The organism is Bifidobacterium breve DSM 20213 = JCM 1192, from assembly GCF_001025175.1.
GTDB lineage: Bacteria > Actinomycetota > Actinomycetes > Actinomycetales > Bifidobacteriaceae > Bifidobacterium > Bifidobacterium breve.
This window is the reverse complement of sequence record NZ_AP012324.1, coordinates 1,369,130-1,394,341: the sequence shown is the minus strand read 5'-3', so window position 1 is coordinate 1,394,341 and position 25,212 is coordinate 1,369,130. Positions and strand designations below refer to the sequence as shown.

Below are 25,212 nucleotides of genomic sequence, written 5' to 3'. Positions count from 1 at the left end.
CGATTATGACATTCGGTCAGCAGCCCCAGAACAACGGGCAGTACAACCCGCAATACAATACTTCCGATTACAACACCGCGCAGCAGAACTACCAGTATGCCGCGCAAGGCACGGGTGCAGGCACAACGGCCATCAACACGACGATGACTTACAGCTATGAGGAGGCTCGCCGCGCTTCCGTAACCAAGGTCTACGGCGAAATGACCATTGGCGTCATCGTCACCGCGATAGTGGCGTTTATCGGGCAGATGACGGGAGCCTATTACGCGTTCCTCGCATCCACCGGTGCCATCGGCCTCATCGCGCTTTGTGTGGTTCAGGTGGGTCTTGCCGTGGTGCTTGGCGCCCGAGTCACCAAGATGAAGTCCGGCACCGCCCGCGTCATGTTCTATGTGTACGCGGCGCTTATGGGCTTTACGCTGAGCTCCATCTTCATGGTGTACAGCCTTGGTTCGATCGTCACCGCGCTGGGTATCACTGCGGCGTTCTTCTTCGCTTTGACCATGTTCGGCATGACCACCAAGATCAACATGCTCAAGGCCGGCCCGATTCTTATGATCGGCCTGATCGTGCTTATCATCTCGCAGCTGGTGCTCATGTTCCTGCACGTTGACGGCATGACCCAGATTGTGTGCGCGCTTGGCCTGATCCTGTTCGCCGGCATGACCATCTACGATGCGCAGTCCACGCGCGCTTTGCTGAGCCAGTACGAGGCTCAGGGGCCGGAGATGGTCAAGAGGGTTTCCATCCTGTGCGCGCTGAACCTCTACCTCGACTTCGTCAACATGTTCCTTTACATCCTCCAGTTGCTGGGCAACAGGGATTAGTCATGAACTGATTCGCGGCATACGACCGCATCAAGCCCGACCACAATGTGGCCGGGCTTTTTCATGCCCGACACATCTGGGCGGTAGGCTGACTCCCCGTGAAAAGACAAGAACTTGTGGGTATGTTGTGCCTGTTGCTGACCGCGCTGATTTGGGGCTTTGCGTTTGTGGCGCAGGTGCAGGGCATGGATTCGATGTCCCCCATGTTCTTCAATGCCACCCGCTTCACGCTAGGTGCATTGTCATTGGTGCCGATTCTGCTGTGGCAGCGTGGTCGGGGGAGCAGCAGTACCAGTGAAGCTGCCGACACCGCGGCAGTCGGTGCGGGAGATCAGTTGGTTCAGACCTCATCGCCTGCGATTCGTCTGCTCGCCAACCCGATTATCATTTCCGTGATTTGCGGCATTGTGCTTTTCACCGCCAGCACTTTACAGCAATATGGCATCCTGTACGGTAAATCAGCCGGGCGCGCGGGATTCCTTACCGCCATGTATATCGTGATGGTGCCGTTACTGGCATTTGTGTTCCTACGTCGGCGCATCGGCGTGCTGGTGTTTGCGGCCGTGGCATTGTCTATCGCGGGCTTTTACTTCCTGTGCATCACTGACGGATTCGGTTCAATCGGGTTGTCGGATATTCTGCTGGTCTTTACTGCCGTGTTGTTTGCCGTGCATATCTTGGTCATCGACACGCTGGGTGCCAAAGTGGATGCCATCAAACTTTCATTCGGGCAGTTCTGTACTACCGCCGTGTTGAGTTGGACTGGTTCCTTGATTGAGGGCTCGGTCGATTGGGCCGGTGCCGCGCATTCCTGGATTCCGATTCTGTATGCTGGCTTCGGTTCGGTGGGCATCGCCTACACGTTGCAGGTGGTTGGTCAGCAGTGGGTGCCGCCGACTCGCGCGAGCCTGTTGATGAGCCTGGAATCGTTTTTCTCCGCGGTCGGCGGCGCGCTGCTGCTTGGCGAGGTGATGACTCCTCGTGGATATCTTGGCTGTGCGCTGATCTTCATTGGCACTCTGCTGGCGCAGGCCCCTGCCAAACTGCCAAAATTCCTGAGAAAAGACTAGTCTGTGGTCTTGGGAGCTTCGCCCACCTGCGGTGCGCCGTTAATATCGCGGTGAATGTTCTGCATCTGCACTTCGATGTTCTGCAAGGATCGCGCGCAGTCGAGCAGCGTCTGCGAATGCTCATTTAGTTTGGCGTCCGGCAGGTCGGTTTTGTATCGCAGCGCATGTTCCAGCGATGCCCAGTAATCCATGGCGATGGTGCGGAACTGCACTTCGACCGGCGTGTAATGCGCGCCTGAAGACAGGAACACCGGCACCGCATAGATGACGTGCAGTGAACGGTATCCGTTCTGCTTTGGATTCTTGATGTAATCCTTGACCCGCAGCACCTGAATGTCGGACTGCGACGACAGGTAGTTCGACACGGAATACACGTCATCGCGATAATTGCAGATCACGCGGATGCCGGCCACATCAAACAGGTTGTCTTTGATGGAATTGACGCTGAGCGGCAGTCCCTTGCGTTCCAGCTTGCCGATAATCGAGTTCACGGATTTCAGACGCCGTTCCATATGATGTATCGGATCATGGCTGAATCGCACCTGGAACTCGTCATCGAGGATTTCCAGCTTGGTGCTGATTTCGTACATTGCGCCTTCATATACCTGCATCTGATCCACGAATTCGGTGACTTGCTCGGTGTTGAAGATGCCGCCGGGCAAGTCCAGCGTCTTCAGTCGGGCTTGCAGGTCGGAAGTGTTCAGTCGGCTATGTCGGTCAAGTATCACGTCAATCAATATACTCGGCTCAAGCTGCCCGATATGGGAGTTTCCGGGGAATCTCCCAAGATACTCCATGTACCGGTTTCTCCAGTTGGTGCGGACCGCTGCCGCGCATCATGACGAACCCGGCCGATAGAATCGATCATTATGAACGAAGACATGATGACCGAGGCGGAGCGCGCCTCGATTGAATCCGATGAGCACCTTACAACACAGGAACGCGGCAAGGGCGTGTTCCACATCCATACCCTCGGTTGTCAGATGAATGTGCATGATTCCGAGCGCATTGCCGGCGTGCTCGAGACAGATGGTTATGTGCCGGCCACCGAGGAACAGGTCAATGACCATGACCTCGATCTCATTGTGCTCAACACCTGTGCGGTGCGTGAGAACGCTGCCGAACGCATGTATGGCACGGTGGGCCTGTGGGCGGAGATGAAGCGTCAACGCCCGAACCTGCAGATTGCCGTTGGCGGGTGCATGGCTCAGCTTGACCGCCAAAAAATCGCCAATAAGGCGCCATGGGTCGCTGCGGTATTCGGCACCAAGAACATCGGCGACCTGCCGCAACTGCTCAACCAGAACCGTGCCACCGATACTCCGCAGGTCAAGGTCGATGACCAGCTTCAGCAGTTCCCAAGCCAACTGCCTGCGGCCAGGGCTTCCCGCGTGAGTTCGTGGGTGGCGATTTCCGTGGGCTGCAACAACACCTGCACGTTCTGCATCGTTCCGACCACGCGAGGCAAGGAAAAGGATCGCCGTCCGGGAGACATTCTTGACGAAGTGCGCCAGTGCGTGGCCAACGGCGCCAAGGAAGTCACCCTGCTCGGGCAGAACGTGAATTCCTTCGGATATGGCATCGGTGACCGCTACGCCTTCAGCAAACTGTTGCGTGCTTGCGGCACGATTGATGGGCTCGAGCGTGTTCGCTTTACCTCGCCGCATCCGGCCGCTTTCACCGATGACGTTATTGAAGCCATGGCTGAGACCCCGAACGTGATGCATCAGCTGCATATGCCGCTGCAGTCAGGCTCCGACAAGATTCTGCGGGCCATGCGCCGTTCCTACCGCGCATCCAAGTTCATGACGATTCTGGAGAAGGTGCGTCAGGCCATGCCGGATGCGCAGATTTCCACCGACATCATCGTCGGCTTCCCCGGAGAGACCGAAGAGGATTTCCAGCAGACCTTGGATGTCGTGCGTCAAGCGCGGTTCTCTTCCGCATTCACTTTTATCTACTCGCCGCGTCCGGGCACGCCGGCCGCCGAGATGGAACAGGTGCCGCACGATGTGGTCCAGGATCGTTTCAACCGACTGGTGGCGTTGCAGGAACAGATCACCGCGGAGAATCTGCAGTCCTTCGAAGGCCGTGACGTTGAAGTGATGATCACCGGTACTCAGGGCAAGAAGGATGCCGACACCCATCGAGTCACCGGCCGCGAGAAGACCGGCGTGCTGGTGCATATCGGCGTGCCCGAGGGTCAGCCCATGCCGCAGATTGGCGACTTCGTGACGGCCACCGTCACCCATGCCGGTCGCCACAATCTCATCGCCGACCCTGACCTTGCTCAAGGGCAGACCTACTCGGTACGACACTGAGAGGGTTTTCCACTCAGAGAGAGGAACTGCAAGTTCTCGGCTCCCCTCTCTGAGAGGAGCCGGCCGCGAAGCGGACTGAGGGGAGTTACGGTACGAGCAAAAGTGTACGAGGGGAAAACAACATGAAGCGAGTCGTCAGCATTGTAGGGCCTACTGCCTCAGGCAAGACCGGGCTTGGCATCGCCATTGCCAAGCGGTTGGCCGAGGCGGGGGAGCGGGCCGAGATCGTGAACGCGGACGCCTACCAGATGTACCGCGGTATGGATATCGGCACCGCGAAAGCGAGCGCTGAAGAACAGGCGGCAGTACCTCATCACCTCATCGACATCATCGACCCGGAAGACACGATGACCGTCGCTCGTTTCCAGCAACTTGCCCGGCAGACCATCACCGATCTGCAATCGCGCGATATCCGCCCGATTCTCGTGGGCGGTTCAGGGCTGTATGCCAGGGCGGCCATTGACGACATTACTTTTCCCGGCACTGATTCTGATGTGCGCAAACGGCTCGAGGAACGCGAAAAAACCGAGGGGGCGGGCGTGCTGTTCGACGAATTACGGGATAAAGACCCCGAAGCCGCCGCGCGCATGGATCCGCGCAACCCGCGACGCACCATTCGCGCACTTGAAGTCATCGAGCTTACTGGCAAACCGTATTCGGCAAGCTTGCCGCGCTACCGTTATGTGATTCCCTCCGTCCAAATCGGTCTTGATCTGGATCGTCCGAATTTGGATCATCGCATCGACCTGCGCACCAAGCAGATGTATGACGATGGATTTATCAAGGAAGTCGAACGTATCCGCCCTCATTTGGGCGCCACCGCCGTGCGCGCGCTCGGTTATCAGCAGGTCATCGACCTACTGGACGGCATCTGGGACGTGAACGAAGCGTTTGCCGATATCGCGCAGAAAACCAAGCGGTTGGCCCGCAAGCAGATGGGTTGGTTCGGCCGCGACCCTCGCATCCATTGGCTGCAGGCGCTGAACCCGAAGCTGGTCGACAATGCGATGGCCATCATCGCGCATGCCGATGCCGGCGACTATGACCCCATTGACGCCCGTGCCGACGAATATACCCAACATCATCTGGGAGATATCGCAGCATAAATCACGTGTCTCCCCTCTTCGAGGGGAGACACGTACAGGAAATCAGTGTGCTGGTCCTTGGTTCCAACCGGCTATAAGGAATACGCGCGTTGGATTGGCGGGACGCAGAATACGGTCGAACATATCCTCGAATGCGGAGATGTCACCGCGATAGGCCATGTGTTTGGCGGAACGGTATTCCTCGCGTGTCACCTCGCCCCAATCAAGATCCCACCCGGCATCATGAGCCAGCCGTGAGCCAAATATGCGCAGCACCATGGCATTGCCACCCCGGAACGGATGCAGATAACCTAATTCGTCATACAGCGACGCAAACGCATGTACGAACACATCGCGATCCATGGCATGCAGGTTGCGTTTGTCAGCCAATTCCGTCGCGATATTATGCGCGCCGGTCTCAATCAGACCAGCCGGGAAGAACGCCTCAGGATTCGCGGCACGCTCACGGTCATTGGTCACTTCACGCGTGGTATTGGACGTACGCAGCTTGCCGGCATCCTCGAACACGCCCTCGAAGAGATCCTTGTGTATGGCGATCAACTCATCCAAATCGCCTGAAGGGTTCCAGCGACGTTCCGCCAGCAACACGGTACGGGCGAACACGGCATCGGCACGATCCGTGGCGTGATCATCAAGACTGCCTGCAGCCAAACGATCCGTGCCCGCGGAACTCGCTGCGGCACGCAAACGCATAGCGGTTTGCTCATCGGCCACATCAATGAGATGAGTCACGGCTTCCAAACCGCGTTCGTAGGAGGCCGCGGCTCGCATCGTTGCCTCGCCCGGCGTCATAGCTTCCAGTGCGCAGTTCTTCAGTGCAAATGCGACTGCGCTCGCACGCTCTGCGGGTGTCATGCAACCCATCATAGGGTATATCCGACGTTGATAGGGGAATGGCCGCGATGAAATCGCTGAAACAGTGACCGGTGATTTCGCTTATCCTGCATTGTCACGGTGTCGTCACCGGCCATGAGCCCCCGTCCTAGTAGAATCAGTCACGATATGGCACGAACAGCATCCTCCAACAGCAATAATGGCCGCAAATCCAAAGGCGGCGGGAACTCCACCCATGATGGCGAGACCAAGGTCCAACCTGAGTTCGACCTTGATGTTGAGCCCACATGGAAGAAGGTCCTGCTTGCGATTCCGCGTGCCTTGGGCGCCGGCGTACGTGCGGTTACCGGCGTCGGTGAGTACGATCCCGCCTACCGTCGTGACGGCCTGTGCTTCCTGTTGCTCGTGCTCGCCGTACTGTTCTGCGCTTCCGAATGGTTTCGTGTTGACGGAGTGTTTGGCCAGCTGCTGCATGCCATAGCGTCTGGCGTGCTCGGGCTGATGAGTGTTGTGCTGCCGGTGCTGCTTTCCGCTGTGGCCATTCGTTTGATGCGCAACTCAGGCAAGGGATCCAACAATCCACGTGTGGTCACCGGTTGGGTGCTGCTGATGTGGTCCGTCTGTTCGATTCTTGATGTGGCCATCGCGTCTAGCCATACATCCTTCAATATCGCGGTTCTGCAATCTGCAGGCGGACTACTGGGTTTTTTCCTTGGCTCGCCGCTTGCTTGGGGTCTATCCAATGTATTCGCGATTATCGTGTTCGTAGTTGTCGGATTGTTTTCCCTGCTGATGATTACCGGCACCCATGTGACCGATATACCGGAAGACGCTCGTAAGCTATCCGCCAAGATCCAGCGCAAGCCGTATGTGCCCAAGGGCCAGGAGCCGGATGACGGCAATCAGTTCCCCAACGAGGTTCGTGTTGGAGACTCCACGCTCGCTTTTGCCGAAGGCGTGCCCGCGCATGATGGCACCGATGAGGAGTCTGATGGAGAGAACAAGTCCGGTACGGCCAAACCGGGTCTCTTCGCTCGGCTGTTTGGACGTAAACCCAAGACGGAGGACGACCAGACCCTTGATCGGTATGCCGCCGACAATCCCTTCGACCGTGCGGCCAGCCAGCATGGCGCCGCTGCGGAAACTCCAGTGGTAGATACGGCAACCGGCGAAATCACGGGAGGTCGGACCATCGCATCCTCGGCCTATGAGGGTGCCTCGCATGCCGTCGGAGACATGGCTGCCGCCGATGCCGCTCCTACGAGTGCGGTTGCTGCCGACCATACTGTCGTTATGCCCAGCGGGCCGGCGACAAATGACCCATGGGCACCCAGCGCCACGCAAACCGATATGGCCACCGTTGCGGCAGCCGGGGATGATGCCACCGGCGCTTATACGGGAGCCAATGCGGATGGCAGCGGCGTGGGCCAAGGCATCCCCAATACCGATGGCCAGCCAAACGCTGCCAATGGGAACGATGCTGAGGACGATGCCAATAAGCCATACCAGCTGCCTGACCTGAGCTTGCTGACCAGGGGGCAGCCCCACGCGATGCGCACGCCGGCAAATGACCGCGTGATTCGGGCGCTGACTTCCACCTTTGAGCAATTCAAGGTGGATGCCAAGGTTGTCGGATTCTTGCGAGGCCCTTCGGTCACCCAGTATGAGGTCGAGCTTGGATCCGGCGTCAAGGTGGAAAAAGTCACCAACCTGCAACGCAACATCGCCTATGCGGTGGCCAGTTCCGATGTGCGCATCCTTTCGCCTATTCCCGGCAAATCCGCCATCGGCATCGAAATCCCGAACGAGGATCGTGAGATCGTGCATCTGGGCGACGTGCTGCGTTCCGATAAGGCCGTGAACGACCCGAACCCGATGATTACCGGCATAGGCAAGGATGTCGAAGGTCATTTCGTAACCGCTGATCTGACCAAGATGCCGCATCTGTTGGTGGCAGGTGCCACCGGTTCCGGTAAGTCCAGCTTCATCAACTCGATGCTGACCTCGCTGATCATGCGCGCCACGCCCGAACAGGTGCGCCTGATTATGGTCGATCCCAAGCGTGTGGAGCTTTCCGCCTATGCGGGCATTCCCCATCTGCTCACTCCTATCATCACCGATCCGAAGAAGGCCGCACAGGCCCTCGAATGGGTGGTCAAGGAGATGGATGCGCGTTACTCCGATTTGGAATACTTCGGATTCCGCCATGTCAAGGACTTCAATGAAGCCGTGCGTGCCGGCAAAGTACATGCGCCGGCAGGCTCCCAGCGCAAGGTGGCCCCATATCCGTACATTCTCGTGGTGGTCGACGAGATGGCCGATCTGATGATGGTGGCCAAGAACGACGTGGAAAGCTCTATCCAGCGCATCACCCAGCTGGCGCGAGCCGCCGGCGTGCATCTGGTGCTCGCTACCCAGCGGCCGTCCGTGGATGTGGTCACCGGTCTGATCAAGGCCAATATTCCTTCCCGACTGGCGTTCGCCACCTCATCCGCCACCGATTCGCGAGTCATCCTTGACACGGTCGGTGCCGAAACTCTGATTGGTCAGGGTGACGCCCTGTTCCTGCCGATGGGTTCCGCCAAACCGATTCGTGTGCAGGGCTCGTGGGTTTCCGAATCCGAGATTCGCAAAGCCGTGGAATTCGTGCGCACGCAGCGCAAGCCGAAGTATCGCGAGGACATCGAACAGATGGCCAAGGAGGCTGAGAAGAAGGACAGCCTGGAGCCCGACGAGGAGATCGGCGATGATATGGACGTGCTGCTGCAGGCTGCCGAGCTTGTGGTCACCACCCAGTTCGGTTCCACCTCGATGTTGCAGCGCAAGCTCAGAGTGGGCTTTGCCAAAGCCGGACGCCTTATGGATTTGCTGGAATCACGTGGCGTGGTCGGCCCCTCCGAGGGATCCAAGGCTCGTGCGGTGCTCGTCCAACCGCAGGATTTGCCGCAGGTGCTCGCCTTTATCCGAGGAGAGACCAGCTCGCTGGAATCCTCGGCACCTCAGCAGCCCGAGCTTGGTGAGTGAATCATCTTTTGGCCTCCCTCTGCTGAGGGAGGTGCCCCGAAGGGGCGGAGGGAGAGAAGCGTAATTGCACAGACGCTGGGTTACAGTCTGATTTCCGAAGAATAACCGTCAATCTCCAGCCAATACCCACCTAAGGTAGAAGTGTGGGGGTAACGTGAACACTATGGATGAGAACACAATGGACAAGCAGTCAACGCCCAAATCATCATTGTTCGACGGATGGAACGCGCCGCCGAACCTGGTCACCTACTCGCGCATTGTGCTCGTGGTGATTTTCCTGGTACTCGACATCATGGCAGGTGAGTGGGGCGCGAATAACCTCACCATGCGTTGGGTGGCTGCGGTGCTGTTCATCATCGCCGCCTCCACCGATAAGATTGACGGTTGGATGGCCCGCAAATACAACCAGGTCACCGAAATGGGCAAGCTGATGGACCCGATTGCGGATAAGCTGCTTACCTGCGGTGCGATGATCGTATGCTCTGCGTTTGGTGAGCTCGCCTGGTGGGTCACCATTCTGTTCCTGATTCGCGAAATCGGCATTACGGTGATGCGTTTCTTTGTGATGGAACGCCCCGGCGGCAAGGTTATCGCCGCTGCATGGCCCGGCAAACTCAAGACCGTGTTTGAATGTGTGGGTCTTGCCATGCTGTTGTTGCCGATGTGGTCTCTGGGTAGCGGCCAGAGCACGCCGTTCTGGATGACCGCCTACTACTTTCTGACCTATGCCATTATCTATGTGGCTCTGGTGCTGTGCCTCTACTCGGGCGTCATATACCTGTACAACACGTTCGTCGGCACCAAGAAGCAGTGACGGAATCATTCGTGTAACGTATGGCATTGATGGGATATGGCCTGCCGCCGCATCCCATTGTTGTATAGGCGTTGCATAGGTTGGAAAAGGAAGGCCGCATATGACTGATAGCGCTAATGAGAAGCTGCAGCAATCCTGCGACGAGCTTGCTGCGGGCATACTTGCCGTCTGCGAGACTTGCGGCGCGAAGATAGCTTGCACCGAATCGCTGACCGGAGGTCTGCTCTCCGATGCCTTTGTGCGTATTCCCGGCGCTTCCAATGTGCTGCTGGGGTCGGCCGTCACCTATGACATCAAGGCCAAAGCCTCGATTCTGCATGTTGACCGATCGTTGCTGGAGCGCGAGGGTGCCGTGCATCCCGAAGTTGCGCGTCAGATGGCGGCTGGCGCTGCGCGGTTATATGGGCAGCCGGAATACGGTGATTGCGTTATCGGGCTATCCACCACCGGGGTAGCCGGTCCCGGCCCGGACGGCGATAAGCCCGCTGGTCTGGTCTATGTGGGTTTACGTATCCCTGCGACTCTTGCTGACGATGGCATCGAGATAGTCAAGGCCGTCGAATTGCGTTTGAGTGGCACCCGCGAGGAGGTTCGCCGCCAAACCGTATTTCATATTCTGCAAAACTTGAGTCTATTCACAGCAAGTTTTAAGGAATAAAACCGCGGGGTCATCGTGTTGTACTAAGTGGAAACACTGAACCGACCTTGGAAGGGGCTATGGCGATGGAAACGATGACCCGAGTGAACGAACAAATGGAAGTGTCCGCTAAGAAGCCGATGGCGGTACAGCCGGGTGTCGCCCGTATGCGTGAATTGACCCCGGCCCAGCGCCGCGCAGTGATGTTTGCGCAGCAGCAGGTGCTCAAGGCCCAGGCCGCAAAGAAGGCCAAGGATGAACGTCAGGCGGCTCGTGACCGTATGCGGCAGGAGCAGGAATCCGCCTCATACCAGCCCAATGCCGTTGCCGAGACCGCGGTGGCCGAGGAGGAGCCACGTGAGGTTTCTTTGCGTGGTGCTATCGGCCGTGTGCTGCGTGATCTGCGTACGCGTGATCGCCGCACCCTGCGTGAGGTGTCCGAGAAGGCCGGCGTCTCGCTGGGCTATCTGTCCGAGGTCGAGCGTGGTCAGAAGGAAGCCAGCTCCGAATTGCTGAGCTCCATTTCCGATGCGCTGGGCGTGTCAACTGCACAGATGCTGCGTATGGTGGCCGATTACCTCGAGTCCGTCGAACGTTAATCGTGTGGGAGATGAGGGGCGGGAACGTCCTCCTGAGTTGTTGACCCGCATCGCCGTTTGGCGGTGCGGGTTTTTCTGTCCGGCGGGTGGTGGCACACTGTCGGGTATGCGTGAACGGGAATTTTGGGAGCTGCTTGAAGAAGTGTTCGGTCGTAGCTATGGCCGGTCTCTGGCCCGGGATCAGCGTATGCCGCAGCTGGCGAATATGACCGTTCTTGAGGCTTTGGACGCGGGGGAGGAGCCTCGCGTGATTTGGAACGTGCTCTGCGATCAGATGGAGATTCCTGATTCCAAGCGTTGGGGCCGTGACCATAACGCGCCGCCGCTGCCCGCTGCGTAGTGGGCTCTATGCTGTGGCGCTGGGCGGTCGATTTCATTGGTTGGGTCGAGGAACGATACTCGCCGGCGTGTCGTTGCACAAATTCGAACAAATGTTCGCTTGTGTGGCTATAGTTATCCACAGTGACGGATAGGCACGCCGTATATGTCAAGATGCGAATCGCCCGTTTCGGCGGGAATAAGCGGTTCTTGTCTTGCGTGATCGGGCAAGCTGGAACCACAATGGTCGTTTTGGCTTGTCGTGGGAGATGGCCTCCCATACGGTGGAAGGCGTTCACCCGCATACGACTTCGATAAGGAGAAGATCATGGCACTTGAGACCAAGCCGGCCCAAGATCCGGCAACCGAGACCAAGCACGAGCTCGATCCCAAGCGCAAGGCGGCGCTGGACACTGCTTTGGCGCAGGTCGAAAAAAGCTTCGGCAAGGGCTCGGCCATGCGCCTCGGCGATCAGCCCGTGCAAAATGTCGAAGTAATCCCTACCGGTTCGCTCGCGCTCGACATGGCGTTGGGCATTGGCGGCCTGCCGAAGGGCCGCATCGTGGAAATCTATGGTCCCGAATCGTCCGGTAAAACCACGCTTGCCCTGCATGTGGTGGCCAATGCCCAGAAGAAGGGTGGCGTGGCCGCATACATTGACGCCGAGCACGCGCTCGATCCGGCCTATGCTCGCAAACTTGGCGTGGACACTGATTCGCTTATCGTTTCTCAGCCGGACAACGGCGAACAGGCTCTTGAGATTGCAGACATGCTGATTCGTTCTGGCGCGCTTGATGTCATCGTTATCGATTCGGTGGCGGCTCTGGTGCCAAAGGCCGAGATCGAAGGCGAGATGGGAGACAGCCACGTCGGTTTGCAGGCCCGACTCATGAGCCAGGCTCTGCGCAAGATGACCGGTGCCTTGGCCCAAGCAGGTACCACCGCCATCTTCATCAACCAGCTACGCGAAAAGATCGGCGTGTTCTTCGGTAATCCCGAAACCACTACCGGTGGCAAGGCTCTGAAGTTCTATGCCTCTGTGCGTCTTGACATTCGCCGTATCCAGACCTTGAAGAACGGTGATGAAGCGGTGGGCAACCGTACGCGCGTCAAGGTGGTCAAGAACAAGATGGCCCCGCCCTTCAAGTCCGCCGAATTCGACATGCTTTACGGCGAAGGTATCTCCCGCGAAGGTTCGGTCATCGACATGGCCCAACAGGTCGGCGTGGTCAAGAAGTCCGGCTCGTGGTTCACCTATGAGGGCGACCAGCTTGGTCAGGGTCGAGAGAAGGTTCGTCAGTTCCTCAAGGACAACCCGGCCATCACCGAAGAGATTGAAAACAAGGTCAAGGCAGAATTTGGTTTGATCGGTTCCGCCGATCAGTTTGCCGAAGACGAAGACGCTGCTGCAGCTGCCGCAGTCAGCGAGGCCGCTGCGGCCGATGCCGCCAAGGACACCAAGGCCACTGCAGCGCCTGCCGCCAAGTCGTCTCGCGCCAAGGCCCGATCATGATTAGTGCAGAAGCGTTCCTTCAGCGCAATCCCGTTGCGTTGGAGGAACGATGCCGTGCCGAACAGGGCGAAAGAAACGTCGATGCGGAGTCGTCCCATCGATTCGCTCGGCGAGGTATGGGCGCGGTTGCCGATGATTCCAACGATGCAGATGCCTGCCGTGAGGCGGCGTTGCGTCTCTTGGATGCGGCTCCGCGCTCGTCCGGTGCGCTGCGTGAACGACTGCTTGGCAAAGGGTATGACGAAGAAATCGTTAATGAGGTCATTGAACGCCTCATCCGTGTGCAACTGATCGATGATCGTGCCTATGCGGAATCGGCGGTGCGCTACTGTGCCGGCCGCATGATGGGCAGGCGCGGTGCGGTGATGGAGCTCGCCCGTAAAGGCGTGGATCGCTGGCTCGCCGAGCAGGTGTGCGGTGAGGCCGAACAACAAGGCGTATTCGAAGATGCCGCATGGGAATTGGGGCGTCGAGTGGCCCGCAGAACACGTGGACTTGATCGGCAGGTGCGTCAGCGCCGGTTCTGGTCCGCGGGCGGGCGCAAAGGGCACAGCCCCGAAACCCTACGCCGCGTCGCCGCCGAATTACTGTCGTAATAACCTCCCTCTGACGAGGGAGGTGGTGCGTAGCGCCGGAGGGAGAGACTCACGGCGGAGCCGCAAAAGAATAAATGAGACCTCTTATACCCCGGGTTCTGTCATGCCGTACGCGAACGCGCGGCACGGATGGCCATCCATCTCGACCTGACGTTGCCGTCAGGCTCTAGCAGCCTACCCGATGACATGGGCGAGCAGCCCTTACCGCCATCTGCTTGGCCTTGCTCCCGATGAGGCTTGCCATGCGGCCTGCTGTTACCAGAGGCCCGGTGGTCTCTTACACCGCCGTTTCACCCTTACCCGTCGAGGACGGGCGGTCTATTCTCTGCTGCGCTATCTCTCAGGTCACCCTGGGCGGACGTTATCCGCCATCGTGCTCTATGGAGCCCGGAAGTTCCTCAGCCGATCCCAATGAAGATCACGGCCGCGGCCATCAAGAGGTCTCAAGCTTGCAATTATACATATGCCATAGAGAACCGGCTGGCGAAAAGAAAAATATAGCGAAATGGCGAACCGTCCGAAAATACGGCGCTGAGGAACAAGGCCCAAACACCCAGTATAGGCACTGATGGGGTGCAGATAAAAGTCGGAAAATAAACGTATTTCTATGGGCGAGTTTCCGGCTGTTTACCCGTTGTTCGTCTACAATGAAACTTACCCGGACGGTGATGATGCTGTTCGGCACACATAGCGGGAAACCGCTTGAACTAGAGGAGGTCAACATGGAAATCGTCGTTACTGGACGTCACACGCAGATCAAGCAAAGGTTCCGTGATGTCGTCGAGACCAAGATGAATCGTGTGACCGCTATCGCCCCGGATGCGCAGCGTGCGCAGATTGTTTTGACTCATGAGGGCAACCCGCGTCAGGCCGATACCGCCAAGCGCGTGGAAATCACCGTTATCGCCGGACGCACTGTGGTCCGCGCCGAGGCTTCCAGCACTGACGAGTTCAGTGCACTGGACATGGCGCTTGATAAGCTGACGCTGCGTCTGCGCCGCACCCGTGATCGCCGCAAGGATCACCGTCGCGGCTACGCGAACCCGGTGCCGGTGGATCTGGGCGTTATCGCCCCGGAGCCGGAGCCAGAGGAGCTGGAGGGGGAGCCGAACAACAGTCCGCAGGCTGCAGTGGCTTCCGATCTTGGCCCGGGCGAGTCTGTGGAAGTCCAGGTTGGGGATACGCCGATTGTCATCCGTCGCAAGCTGCACATCGCCGAGCCCATGAGCATCGACGAGGCGCTGTACGAGATGGAACTGATCGGACACGACTTCTTCCTGTTCGTGAACAAGGAGACCGGACGTCCGTCCGTCGTCTACCACCGTCACGGCTGGAGCTATGGCGTGTTCGAGATCGACACTCCGGAAAACGTCAAGAAGGACTGAATTGCTGGTTCGCTGACGTAGACAGCTGATATGAAATGGGTCGCTCCCGCAAGGAGCGGCCCATTTTTTTGTAAATAGGTCGAAAAATATCGATGTCTGACGGTGATGGGCTGTATTCTGGTACGCGGACATCACCACTCAATCAGTCAAGGGAGAACCCTGTGGTCGATATTGTTGACAAAGCCCTGCGAATGGGCGAAGGCCACCAGCTCAAGAAGCTGGAGAACGTGGCCAAGGCCGTGAACGCGCTGGAGGATGAGATCTCCGCCCTTTCCGACGAGGATCTGAAGGCCCAGACCCCGAAGTTCAAGCAGCAGATCGAGAACGGCAAGAGCCTGGACGACATCATGCCCGAGGCGTTCGCCACCGTGCGCGAGGTCTCCAAGCGCACCCTCGGCCAGCGTCACTTCGACGTGCAGCTCATGGGCGGCGCCGCCCTGCACTGGGGCAACATCGCCGAGATGAAGACCGGTGAAGGCAAGACCCTGGTCGCCACCCTGCCTACCTACCTGAACGCCCTCGAGGGCAAAGGCGTGCACGTGGTCACCGTCAACGACTACCTCGCCAGCTACCAGAGCGAGCTGATGGGCCGTATCTACCGCTTCCTCGGCATGAACGTCGGCTGCATCATCACCGACCAGAAGCCGCCAGAACGCCGCAAGCAGTACAACGCCGACATCACCTACGGCACCAACAACGAGTTCGGCTTCGACTACCTGCGCGACAACATGGCTTGGGAGAAGGCCGACCTCGTGCAGCGCGGCCACCACTACGCCATCGTCGATGAGGTCGACTCCATCCTCATCGATGAGGCCCGTACCCCGTTGATTATCTCCGGTCCGGCCGAAGGCGACGTGACCCGCTGGTACCGTCAGTTCGCCAAGCTCGTCCTGAAGCTCACCCGCGACGAGGACTACGATGTCGACGAGAAGAAGAAGGTTGTCGGTATCCTGGATCCGGGCATCACCAAGGTCGAGGACTTCCTCGGCATCGACAACCTGTACGAGCCGGCCAACACCGCCCTGATCGGCTACCTCAACAACGCCATCAAGGCCAAGGAGCTGTTCCTCAAGGACAAGGACTACGTCGTCACTCAGGGCGAGGTGCTTATCGTCGACGAGCACACCGGCCGTATCCTGCCGGGCCGCCGCTACAACGAGGGCCTGCACCAGGCCATCGAGGCCAAGGAAGGTGTGGAGGTCAAGGCCGAGAACCAGACCTTCGCCACCATCACCCTGCAGAACTACTTCCGCATGTACGACAAGCTCGCCGGCATGACCGGTACGGCCGAGACCGAGGCCGCCGAGTTCATGAACACCTACAAGCTGGGCGTGCTGCCGATCAAGACCAACAAGCCGATGATCCGCAAGGACCAGGACGACCTCATCTTCCGCACCAAGAAGGAGAAGCTGGCCGCCATCGTCAAGGACGTGGCCAAGAGGCACGCCAAGGGCCAGCCGGTGCTGCTCGGCACCGCCTCCGTGGAAAGCTCCGAAGTGGTCTCCACCCTGCTGGACGTGGCCAAGATCCCGCACCAAGTGCTCAACGCCAAGCAGCACGAGAAGGAAGCCGCCGTCGTGGCCGTCGCGGGCCGCAAGGGCGCCGTCACCGTGGCCACCAACATGGCCGGCCGTGGTACCGACATCATGCTCGGCGGCAACGTCGAGTTCCTCGCCGACGCCAAGCTCAAGTCCGAGGGCTACTCGCCGGAAGACACCCCGGAGGAGTACGAGAAGCGCTGGCCGGGCACCCTGAACGAGATCAAGGCCCAGGTCAAGGACGAGCACGAGGAAGTCAAGGAACTTGGCGGCCTGTACGTGCTTGGCACCGAGCGCCACGAATCCCGCCGAATCGACAACCAGCTGCGCGGTCGTTCCGGCCGTCAGGGCGACCCGGGCGAGTCCCGCTTCTACCTGTCTCTGGAAGACGATCTGATGCGCCTGTTCAACACCCAGCTCGTGGCCCAGGTCATGGCCAAGGGCATGGAGGAAGGCCAGCCGATCGAGGCCAAGTCCGTGACCAAGGGCGTGCGCACCGCACAGAAGGCCGTCGAATCCCGCAACTACGAGATTCGTAAGAACGTGCTCAAGTACGACGACGTGATGAACAAGCAGCGCACCGTCATCTACTCCGAGCGTCAGGCCGTGCTTAAGGGCGAAGACATCCACAAGGACATCCTGCGTTTCATTTCCGACACCGTCGAGTCCTACATCAAGGGTGCCAACAAGGGATCCGAGAAACCGAAGGACTGGGATTGGGAGGGCCTGTTCAAGGCGCTCAACACCGTGATCCCAACCAAGGTCGACGAAGACGAGGTCAGGAAGATCGTCGGCGGCCTCAAGGGTGCGAAGGCTGTCGAGGCCGTGCGCGACCTGATCGTCGAGGACGCCAGGCAGCAGTACGGCGAAATGGAGGAGACCATCGGCGAGACCGGCTTGCGCGACCTCGAGCGCCGCGTGGTGCTCGCCGTGCTCGACCGCAAGTGGCGCGAACACCTCTACGAGATGGACTACCTCAAGGACGGCATCGGCCTGCGCGGCATGGGCCAGCGCGACCCGCTGGTCGAATACCAGCGCGAAGGCTACCAGATGTACAACTCCATGATCGAGGCCATCAAGGAGGAGTCCGTCCAGCTGCTGTTCCACATCGACGTCAAGCAGGTCGCCTCCACCGAGGATGCCGTTGACGAGGTCGAGGAATCCGACGAGACCGCCGACTCCGTCACTGTGGCCGCCGGTCCCGACGAGAACGGCGAGTCCGAGGTCGAAGCCGCCGAAGGCGAGGTCGAGGAAGAGGACGCCAAGCAGGCCATCGCCGAATCCGCCGCCGTCTCCGAGTCCGGCGAATCCACCCTACCGGTCGCTGGCCCCGCCCCAATCAGCCATGCCGAAGGCAAGGTCCCGGCCAGCAAGCGTCCGAAGAGCGACGAGCTCAAGACGCCGTGGGCCGACGGCCGCACCTTCCCCGGCACCGGCAAGAACGCCCCGTGTCCGTGCGGTTCCGGCCGCAAGTATAAGATGTGCCACGGCCAGAACGAGAAGTGACACATCTCTAGCTGAATACTGGGCATTGGCTTCCCTCTTCAAGAGGGGAGCCAATTTTGCTATATGGAAGATTCAAGGCCGCGAAATGGGAAGTCATTACAATTAGCGGCGAATATACATAACACGGCGTAGCAAAACGCCAAGGAGGGCATCATGGCCGAGATCACATGGAAGTCGATTCTCACCAAGCTGGTCGGGGGAGACCACCTTACTGCTGAGGAATCGGAGTGGTTTGTGGACGACCTGATGCAGGGCAATGCGAACCCGACCGCTGTGGGCGCCGCGCTCGCCATGCAGCAGCAGCTGGGACTGACCTCCGACGAGGTGCGTGGTGCCGCCAAGGCCATGGTCTCGCACGCCGTGCCGCTGAACGTTTCCGGTGAGACCACTGACATCGTGGGCACCGGCGGTGACGGCTTCGCCACCGTGAACCTGTCCACCATGGGTTCTGTGGCTGCTGCCGCAGCTGGCGTAAAGATTGTCAAGCACGGCAACCGTGCCGCCTCCTCGAAGTGCGGTGCTGCCGATGTGCTCGAAGACCTAGGTCTGCCGCTGGATCTGAAGCCGGAAGAGGTCGGCGAAGTCGGCGACGAAGTGGGTATCACTTTCGCGTTCGCCCGCACCTTCCACCCGGCCATGCGCTTCGTGGGCCCGATTCGTGCTGCGCTCGGCATTCCGTGCGTCTTCAATATTCTGGGACCGCTGACCAACCCGGCCAACCCGGCACACGTGGCCATCGGCTGCGCCAACCGCAAGGTAAGCCCGATTATGGCCGCTGTGTACGCCAGCCGTGGGCAGTCCGGTCTGGTTTACACCTCGCACGAGGGCATGGACGAGCTTGCGCCCACCGGTCCGGTCTCCGTCTGGGAGATTCGTGATGGCAAAGTCACCGAAACCGATTTCGATCCGACCGTGGATCTAGGTCTGGCTAAGATCACCGTCGACCAGCTCAAGGGCGGCGTGCCGGACGTCAACGCCAACACATTCAAGAACTTCCTGGCCGGCAAGGACATCCCGTCCCGTACCACCGCACTGCTCAATGCTGCCTCCGCCATCGTGGCCGACGGCAATCTGGTCGGCAATGGCACGCTGGCCGAGCGCTTTGCAGAGGCTTACAAGCTTGCTGAGGAAACGGTTGACTCCGGCAAGGCCGAAGCCCTGTTCAACAAGTGGATCGAAACCGCCAAGTCCAAGGCGTGAACTGAATTCAAAAAATGAGGGGTCAGCTGAACAGTTGGCCCCTCATTGGTATTGTCGACCAATTACTGCTGCGTATTGTCCTTGAGAGCGCTATACGCGTGCTCCGTCGTCGTAGTAGCCGCCTTGGTCGCCGGGACGGTCTTTGCGGTTGAGGATCTTGGCGACCAGTCCGCCCAATCCCAGAATGACGCCCAACCCGAAGAGAATATTGAGTAGTGCGCCCAGTAGGGGAATCGCGTTTAATCCGGGAACGAATATCATCACCGTCTCGCCGACAAGACCGATGATGAGCAACGCCACCAACAGCACCGTAGATGCCTTGACCGGCCCGAGATCCGGGTTCGGGGGAGTGAAGCCGCCGTCATCATAGGTATCCATGACATTATCGGTGTCCAACCAGCCGGAACCGGTGAAATCGCGCGGACCACCCTTACGGCCTCGGTCTGGGCGTGCGTCATCGGTGAACGAGCCAATGTCAAGATCATCCACTGAAAGCAATGCTTCCTTCTCTCGTTTCTTGGCTTGCTTCTCGAACTTCTTGGCCTGACGGGAGGATGCCACGTCGTTTAAATCGGCTTGGTGCTCGGCCTCGAACGCCGCCCAAGCGTCATCCAGATTGCCTATGTCATGCTTTCCGGACGGCATGGCGCCGTTGCCGTTGGCGTTATGTCCGGTATCGGTTGCCTTTTGCGGATCCGCGGGCGTGGCCGAATCTCGTCCATTGCCCGGCGTGGGGATTGGCTGCTCTCCGTCGACATTGCTATTCTGGTTGTCAGTCATAACTGTCACTCTAATCAAGCGGCCGGCCAATAGCCAGTCCGTTTGAGGGAGGAATGCTAAGTGCTCTACTGGTTCTTCGTCAAGGTTCTTGGACCCATCGCGCGTCATCGTCTTGGACCCACCGCATCGGGGCTCAATAATGTGCCTCGCACCGGCGGTGCCATCATTGCCGCGAATCATCTGGCCGTCATCGATGATGCGCTGATTCCGATTACCTGCCCGCGTATGGTGCACTTCATGGGCAAGGCCGAATACTTTGAAGGCAAGGGACTGAAGGGCAAGTTCAAGAAGTGGTGGTTCACTTCCGTGGGCGTGTTCCCCGTGGACCGTTCCGGTGGCAACAAGTCGCTTGGCGCTCTGGAGCACGCACGTGAGATTATCGAAGATGGACACCTGTTCGGCATCCACATTGAGGGCACGCGAAGCCCGGATGGTCGTATGTACAAGGGGCACACCGGTGTGGCACGGCTTGCGCTTGAAACCGGTTGTCCGATTGTACCGACCGCTATTATCGGTTCGCGCGAACTGCAGAAGCCGGGCACGGTGATTCCAGCCAAAGGCAAGACGCAGGTGATTTACGGTAAGCCGATTGAGGTTGAGAAGAAGACCGACGACGAGATCACCCATGACGATTTGCGCTCGCTGACCGACCGTATTTCCGCGGAAATCCAGAAGATGAGCGGCCAGGAGTACGTGAACGAGTACGCCCAGAAAGTCAAGGAAGAGCTGAAAGCCCAGAAGGCCGCTGAAGAAGAAGCATCTGCAGAATAACCCATAATGAAGCTCCCTCATCAGAGGGAGCTTTTGATTCTCACACCACAGTCAGCGTGATAACGGTTGGAGTGCCGTTTTCGTCGCGTAGACGCACCGTTTCTCCGGCATTGGGACTCTGGATACGCACCACATGGGTAATGTCGCCCAGCGGTGCGGATTTCTTGACAGTGAAGCCCAGCTTCTTCAGCTGTGCGGCTGCCGCGTCATACTGCTGACCCACCACATTCGGCATCACCGTGGTCTCAGGTCCCTTGGATACCACCACGTCTACGCTGTCGCCCCATTTGAGCTGCGCGCCAGCGTCTTGGGAAGCGGAGATGACCTCGCCTGCGGCAATCTTGTCATCGAATTGTTCGGTGATGTTGGCGGTGAGCTTGAGCTCATCGAATGCCGCTTGCATCTCATCCTTGGTTTTGCCGACTACGTCAGGCATGCTGACAGGCATGGGACCCTTGCTGAGCGTCACTGTCACTTCATCATTGTGCTTGATCGTGGTGCCGGGGTCGGGGCTTATGCTGAGCGCTGCGCCTTCCGGCTTATCCAGCGAATACTCGTCCTTCGAATCATCGTGCTTGATGTTGTCGAAGCCCGCTTTCTTCAACGCGGACAGAGGGTCCTTGCCGTTCGCGGAATTCGTATCGAGGACATCGTTCGGAATGGTGACCATGTGTACACCCTGCGAGACCGTCACCGTCAGTTGCTGATTGTGACGCTTGCTGACGTGACTGCCTACAACAGCGTTGTTTTCACTCACCGAGGCGGAGACGATCTTGCCTTCGGCGATGTCGTCGCTGTACTGCTTCTCGGCCTTATAGGGGATTCCTGCCACCTTCAGCGTGCTCTCATACGTGGCCCAGTCAGCACCGGACAACGAGCACTCGGTGTCCTCCTTACACGTCACGTCATCGGGCTTGGGCACACTCCAATAGCTGCCGGGACCTGCGAACCACCACCATGCGCCGGTTCCGGCAGCTACAGCCAGTACCAGAACAATTACCAAGGCGATGATGAGCGGCTTCTTGTTGCGCTTTCCGTCCGTTGGCTTGGCATCGGGGCTTCCGGCATCGTCTTCAGCGGCGAGCACCTGGTCGAAATCATCCCCGGTCTTTGCCAGAATCGTTGTCTCATTACCGGGGTTGGGCATGACTTGCGTAAGGTCTTCTCGTGCGGAAGACGCATTGAAAGCGGTGGTCGGGGCGGTGGGAGGCTCCGGGGGCGTGCCAGAGCTCTGCCTAGGAGCGGTCTCCGGCGAAACCAGTCCGCCAACCAAAGCCGGTGCGGTAGCATCGGTTCTGGCGGCATCCGCAGACTCGACATGCAAACGATATTGCCATGCCTCCATAGGGAGTTTGGCGGCCAATTGACGAAGTTCCTGGGCGGCCTCGGAGCCGTTCGCAGGACGAGCCTCGACCTGGCGGGCAGTCAGGTGCGCAATGAACGAGGCCACGGATGGATCGATATCCGGACAGACCGTGGCTATGGACGGCACATCCTCATGAACATGCTTGAACACAAGCGTGACCGGATTATCGGAGTCAAAAGGCACTTTACCGGCAAGCATCTCCCAAGCCATGATGCCCACGGAATACAAATCGCCTTGTGGGGTGGCCTGATTATTCTCGATCATTTCAGGAGCCAGATAGGCCGCAGTGCCCAACAGCATGCCGGTGGAACTCAGCGTTGCTTGGCTGGCGGCCTTGGCCAGACCAAAATCAGTGATTTGAACGTGGCCGCGATCGTTGATCAGGATGTTTTCGGGTTTGATATCACGATGTACCACGCCTGCACGATGTGCCGAAGCCAAGCCGTCCAACGTTTCCGCGATAACGCGCAGTGTCTCGCGGACGGAGAATGTGCCTTGAACGTTCATCTCATGGCGCAGATTGACGCCATGCACATATTCCATAACCAAAAAATCAAGGCCATTGAACTCACCGGTGTCGTAAACCTGAACGATATGCGGGTTTGCGATGGCCGCGGCTGAATTGGCTTCACGGCGGAACCGCTCCACGAACTGATCTCGATGCGGTCCCTGTGCCAGCTGCGTGTGCATGACCTTGATCGCCACAGTACGGCCCAAACGCTCATCGACCGCCTCATACACGGTGGCCATGCCGCCTTCGGCGATATTGCGCACGATGCGGTAGCGTCCCTCAATCATCTGTGTGGGCTCGTTCTCACTCATGGTTGTACTGCACGGTTCCTTTGATAAGACTGAACACCGTTTAGTCTACATGGCACTGGCTACGCTTTGGAAACACGGACGCATAGTTTTCACGGGTGTTTTGCCCGGCGAAACCTAACGAAGATTTTCGGGAACGAACCGTGCACAGGCTGCAATCAGATGGTTTTCGGCCTCGGGTTCCAGATTGAGATTGGCGATTGCTGCGCGGGATTCCAGCCACAAGGCGTGAATACGATTGCGGGAACGTTCGACGGCTCCAGTTGATTGGAACAGCGCGATGACAAATGCCACCTGATCATCAGTGCGAGCGTCGGACTCAAACAAATCGATAAGTTGTTGCCGGTCCTGCGTACCCGCTGCGGCCAGTGCGTCGGCCAGCAGCACCGTGCGCTTGCCTTCTCGGATATCGCCACCCACTGGTTTGCCGGTATTCCGGCTGGAACCGACAACATCCAGAAGATCGTCGGCAAGCTGGAAAGCCAGACCAAGAGGCCGTCCGACCGCCAATGCCTGCTGCCATGCTTCAGCGGGGTCAGCGCCGGCTGCCAGCAGAGCGAACAGCAACGGTGCAATGGTGGTGTAGCTTGCGGTTTTCCACCGGAAGACGTTCAGCGAGGCGTCTACCAACGCATCCGGGTCTTCGAGTGGCGTTAATTCTACAGCGAGATCCAGTACCTGGCCAATTTCCACTTCGCGTTGCATGGTCAGAAACGCTTCGTTGATGGCGTCGGTGTTGTCAAGACGGCGCGCGGCCCGGCGCGCAATTTCGATGCATGCGGTGGCCAGAATGTCTCCAAGCATCAGACCAAGCCCGTGGCCGATGGCGCCACTGTGCACAGCCTGTTCAAGAGCACGGTGCGCGGACGGTTTGCCGCGGCGCAAATCGGATTCGTCGATGATGTCGTCATGCACCAGGGCAGCGGTCTGAAATACTTCTATGGCACACGCGAGATCAGTCATGGCGTCACGCATATCAGGAGTAGAGCTGCCGGTCTGGGCCATCAGAGCATCGAAGGCATCCAGGGTCAGCAACGCCCGCAGTCGTTTGCCTCCCTGGCTGGAGGCTGCGGCCTGATCGACGACCTGTGCCATCACGGGTTTCAAGGCGTCGGATACCTCATCGGTATCAGGGGCGGCAGTCAGCTCACGCACCAGCTGTATGATGCGCGGTTCGATGATTGCAAGGTCGTCAGCAGTTGTCCACATGACTAATAACTTATCCACAGGTTATGAAGAACACAAGAACGTTGGAAAACCGGGGGTTGCGAAGCTGGAACCACAAAGGTCGGTTTTTGCCCGGTTTACGGCGCCGCTCATGCATAGTGGGCATACGCCCATTCGAGCGGGCGCACACAAGATAAAGCCTTAATTTGCGAGGCATGGAAATCACGTCGAGGAGGACATGATGAACGCGAAACGGAAAACCCGCAAACATGCGGAATCCAAATCTAATCTTTTTGATGCCGATGCCTTGGAGGAACTTTCTCGTTTGTTCCATGAGACCAGGCAGACGCTTGGTCCGCAGCAGGCAGATGCCGACTGGATGTCGGATCCACTGGATGAGTGGCTGGTCAATCTGGACAGCGGGGAGACGGTATTGGATCGTGACACTATGGCTGCGTTCGCGGTCGGCATGAATGAAACGCTCTCGATACGCGATGCCCTGATTCTCTCTCTGATTATTGACGAACAACGATGCCCCAAAACGCAACTTATGGAATTTGCCGCACGTCCGCACAGCAAACGGAATAAGCGTCGTATGGGCGAATTGCTGACTGTGGCTTTCGAGGACGAGGGCATCGTGCCAGATAAGGAACGCTGCCATGCAGGCATTGCCATGCTTCTCGATATAGCCGATGCGGCGCCAGTGCCATATTGTGTACAGCCACTGGCTGTGGCGGCCTACACCTTATGGTGGTTGGGCGATTCCCGAGCAGTGACCATGGCCCTGCAGTGCCTATTGCTCGATGAGGAATGTTCTCTGGCGGCCATGGTGTTTTCCGCTGCGCAGCGGGGTGTGGCGCCGGCTTGGTGCTCGGGGTAGAGGGCTCAAAATGGTGTAATCGGCTGTGCCTTGAAGGGGCGGTGTGAAGAGTGGCGTGCTCGGACAGTGACATGAACCTTGTTCGATATGGGAATAATCGTCCGTGGAGGGTGGTTTACTCACATAGTTGACGATTTGCCC

21 protein-coding genes and 1 other RNA gene are annotated in these 25,212 nt (G+C 58.6%); 16 read left to right on the top strand and 6 right to left on the bottom strand.

The genetic code is table 11. The annotated features are described in order from the left end of the window. The first annotated feature begins 5 nt into the window (after positions 1 to 5). Together BBBR_RS06050 and BBBR_RS06045 are read left to right on the top strand one after the other, a co-directional pair. A complete protein-coding gene (locus BBBR_RS06050; protein ID WP_003830635.1) occupies positions 6 to 827 on the top strand; it encodes a Bax inhibitor-1/YccA family protein in 822 nt (273 codons plus the stop codon). A 122-nt stretch (positions 828 to 949) separates the two neighbouring features. Further along, the gene (locus BBBR_RS06045; RefSeq protein WP_003830636.1) at positions 950 to 1,897 is read left to right on the top strand and encodes a DMT family transporter; all 948 of its coding nucleotides are present in this window, start codon (positions 950 to 952) and stop codon (positions 1,895 to 1,897) included. On the opposite strand, the gene BBBR_RS06040 is transcribed toward BBBR_RS06045, so the two are convergent. After that, the gene (locus BBBR_RS06040) at positions 1,894 to 2,694 is read right to left on the bottom strand and encodes a GTP pyrophosphokinase (protein ID WP_003830637.1); all 801 of its coding nucleotides are present in this window, start codon (positions 2,692 to 2,694) and stop codon (positions 1,894 to 1,896) included. The genes BBBR_RS06045 and BBBR_RS06040 overlap by 4 nt on opposite strands. A gap of 72 nt (positions 2,695 to 2,766) precedes the next feature. On the opposite strand from BBBR_RS06040, the gene miaB reads away from it, so the two are divergent. Both miaB and miaA read left to right on the top strand, forming a co-directional pair. Continuing rightward, positions 2,767 to 4,218: a tRNA (N6-isopentenyl adenosine(37)-C2)-methylthiotransferase MiaB gene (gene miaB / locus BBBR_RS06035; protein WP_016462777.1), complete on the top strand. Its 1,452-nt coding sequence runs from the start codon at positions 2,767 to 2,769 to the stop codon at positions 4,216 to 4,218. A 122-nt stretch (positions 4,219 to 4,340) separates the two neighbouring features. Further along, on the top strand, positions 4,341 to 5,324 hold the full coding sequence (gene miaA, locus BBBR_RS06030) for a tRNA (adenosine(37)-N6)-dimethylallyltransferase MiaA (RefSeq protein ID WP_003830639.1): 984 nt from the start codon (positions 4,341 to 4,343) through the stop codon (positions 5,322 to 5,324). A gap of 42 nt (positions 5,325 to 5,366) precedes the next feature. Here the strand turns inward: miaA and BBBR_RS06025 are convergent, their stop codons facing one another. Further along, positions 5,367 to 6,116 (bottom strand): Fic/DOC family protein, encoded by a 750-nt coding sequence (locus tag BBBR_RS06025; RefSeq protein WP_033892489.1) that lies wholly within the window; start codon positions 6,114 to 6,116, stop codon positions 5,367 to 5,369. 210 nt (positions 6,117 to 6,326) lie between these two features. On the opposite strand from BBBR_RS06025, the gene BBBR_RS06020 reads away from it, so the two are divergent. The 7 genes from BBBR_RS06020 to BBBR_RS05990 all read left to right on the top strand — a co-directional run bounded on the left by BBBR_RS06020 (position 6,327) and on the right by BBBR_RS05990 (position 13,659). After that, on the top strand, positions 6,327 to 9,182 hold the full coding sequence (locus BBBR_RS06020; RefSeq protein WP_003830641.1) for a DNA translocase FtsK: 2,856 nt from the start codon (positions 6,327 to 6,329) through the stop codon (positions 9,180 to 9,182). Between the two features lie 178 nt (positions 9,183 to 9,360). Next, positions 9,361 to 9,996: a CDP-diacylglycerol--glycerol-3-phosphate 3-phosphatidyltransferase gene (gene pgsA, locus BBBR_RS06015; protein WP_015438915.1), complete on the top strand. Its 636-nt coding sequence runs from the start codon at positions 9,361 to 9,363 to the stop codon at positions 9,994 to 9,996. Between the two features lie 100 nt (positions 9,997 to 10,096). Next, positions 10,097 to 10,654: a CinA family protein gene (locus BBBR_RS06010; protein ID WP_003830643.1), complete on the top strand. Its 558-nt coding sequence runs from the start codon at positions 10,097 to 10,099 to the stop codon at positions 10,652 to 10,654. A gap of 59 nt (positions 10,655 to 10,713) precedes the next feature. Further along, positions 10,714 to 11,232 carry a helix-turn-helix domain-containing protein gene (locus BBBR_RS06005; RefSeq protein WP_003830644.1) on the top strand — a complete coding sequence of 173 codons (519 nt, stop codon included), beginning with the start codon at positions 10,714 to 10,716 and terminating at the stop codon, positions 11,230 to 11,232. A 106-nt stretch (positions 11,233 to 11,338) separates the two neighbouring features. Next, positions 11,339 to 11,572, top strand: coding sequence for a DUF3046 domain-containing protein (locus BBBR_RS06000; RefSeq protein WP_003830645.1), 234 nt, complete (start codon positions 11,339 to 11,341; stop codon positions 11,570 to 11,572). Between the two features lie 306 nt (positions 11,573 to 11,878). Beyond that, complete coding sequence (gene recA / locus BBBR_RS05995) at positions 11,879 to 13,063, top strand: recombinase RecA (protein WP_014483649.1); 1,185 nt, start codon at positions 11,879 to 11,881, stop codon at positions 13,061 to 13,063. After that, the gene (locus BBBR_RS05990; protein ID WP_003830647.1) at positions 13,060 to 13,659 is read left to right on the top strand and encodes a regulatory protein RecX; all 600 of its coding nucleotides are present in this window, start codon (positions 13,060 to 13,062) and stop codon (positions 13,657 to 13,659) included. Before recA ends, BBBR_RS05990 begins: the two co-directional genes overlap by 4 nt. Positions 13,660 to 13,730: 71 nt before the next feature. Here the strand turns inward: BBBR_RS05990 and rnpB are convergent. Continuing rightward, positions 13,731 to 14,105, bottom strand: an RNA gene (gene rnpB / locus BBBR_RS09915) — RNase P RNA component class A. 276 nt (positions 14,106 to 14,381) lie between these two features. Between rnpB and hpf the strand changes: the two genes are divergently transcribed. The 3 genes from hpf to trpD all read left to right on the top strand — a co-directional run bounded on the left by hpf (position 14,382) and on the right by trpD (position 19,288). After that, positions 14,382 to 15,044, top strand: coding sequence for a ribosome hibernation-promoting factor, HPF/YfiA family (gene hpf, locus BBBR_RS05985; protein WP_014483651.1), 663 nt, complete (start codon positions 14,382 to 14,384; stop codon positions 15,042 to 15,044). Positions 15,045 to 15,205: 161 nt separating this feature from the next. Further along, positions 15,206 to 18,088 (top strand): preprotein translocase subunit SecA, encoded by a 2,883-nt coding sequence (gene secA / locus BBBR_RS05980; protein WP_025341805.1) that lies wholly within the window; start codon positions 15,206 to 15,208, stop codon positions 18,086 to 18,088. A 153-nt stretch (positions 18,089 to 18,241) separates the two neighbouring features. Further along, positions 18,242 to 19,288 (top strand): anthranilate phosphoribosyltransferase, encoded by a 1,047-nt coding sequence (gene trpD, locus BBBR_RS05975; protein ID WP_003830650.1) that lies wholly within the window; start codon positions 18,242 to 18,244, stop codon positions 19,286 to 19,288. A 90-nt stretch (positions 19,289 to 19,378) separates the two neighbouring features. Here trpD and BBBR_RS05970 read toward each other — a convergent pair whose 3' ends face one another. Next, positions 19,379 to 20,068 (bottom strand): hypothetical protein, encoded by a 690-nt coding sequence (locus BBBR_RS05970; protein WP_032738326.1) that lies wholly within the window; start codon positions 20,066 to 20,068, stop codon positions 19,379 to 19,381. 60 nt (positions 20,069 to 20,128) lie between these two features. On the opposite strand from BBBR_RS05970, the gene BBBR_RS05965 reads away from it, so the two are divergent. After that, complete coding sequence (locus BBBR_RS05965) at positions 20,129 to 20,839, top strand: lysophospholipid acyltransferase family protein (protein ID WP_025332326.1); 711 nt, start codon at positions 20,129 to 20,131, stop codon at positions 20,837 to 20,839. Positions 20,840 to 20,879: 40 nt separating this feature from the next. Here the strand turns inward: BBBR_RS05965 and BBBR_RS05960 are convergent, their stop codons facing one another. Continuing rightward, on the bottom strand, positions 20,880 to 23,027 hold the full coding sequence (locus BBBR_RS05960) for a Stk1 family PASTA domain-containing Ser/Thr kinase (protein WP_003830653.1): 2,148 nt from the start codon (positions 23,025 to 23,027) through the stop codon (positions 20,880 to 20,882). Positions 23,028 to 23,141: 114 nt separating this feature from the next. Next, complete coding sequence (locus BBBR_RS05955; protein ID WP_003830655.1) at positions 23,142 to 24,233, bottom strand: polyprenyl synthetase family protein; 1,092 nt, start codon at positions 24,231 to 24,233, stop codon at positions 23,142 to 23,144. A gap of 196 nt (positions 24,234 to 24,429) precedes the next feature. Here BBBR_RS05955 and BBBR_RS05950 point away from each other — a divergent pair, with 196 nt between their 5' ends. Continuing rightward, on the top strand, positions 24,430 to 25,071 hold the full coding sequence (locus tag BBBR_RS05950) for a DUF4192 family protein (RefSeq protein WP_003830656.1): 642 nt from the start codon (positions 24,430 to 24,432) through the stop codon (positions 25,069 to 25,071). Positions 25,072 to 25,212 lie beyond the last annotated feature (141 nt).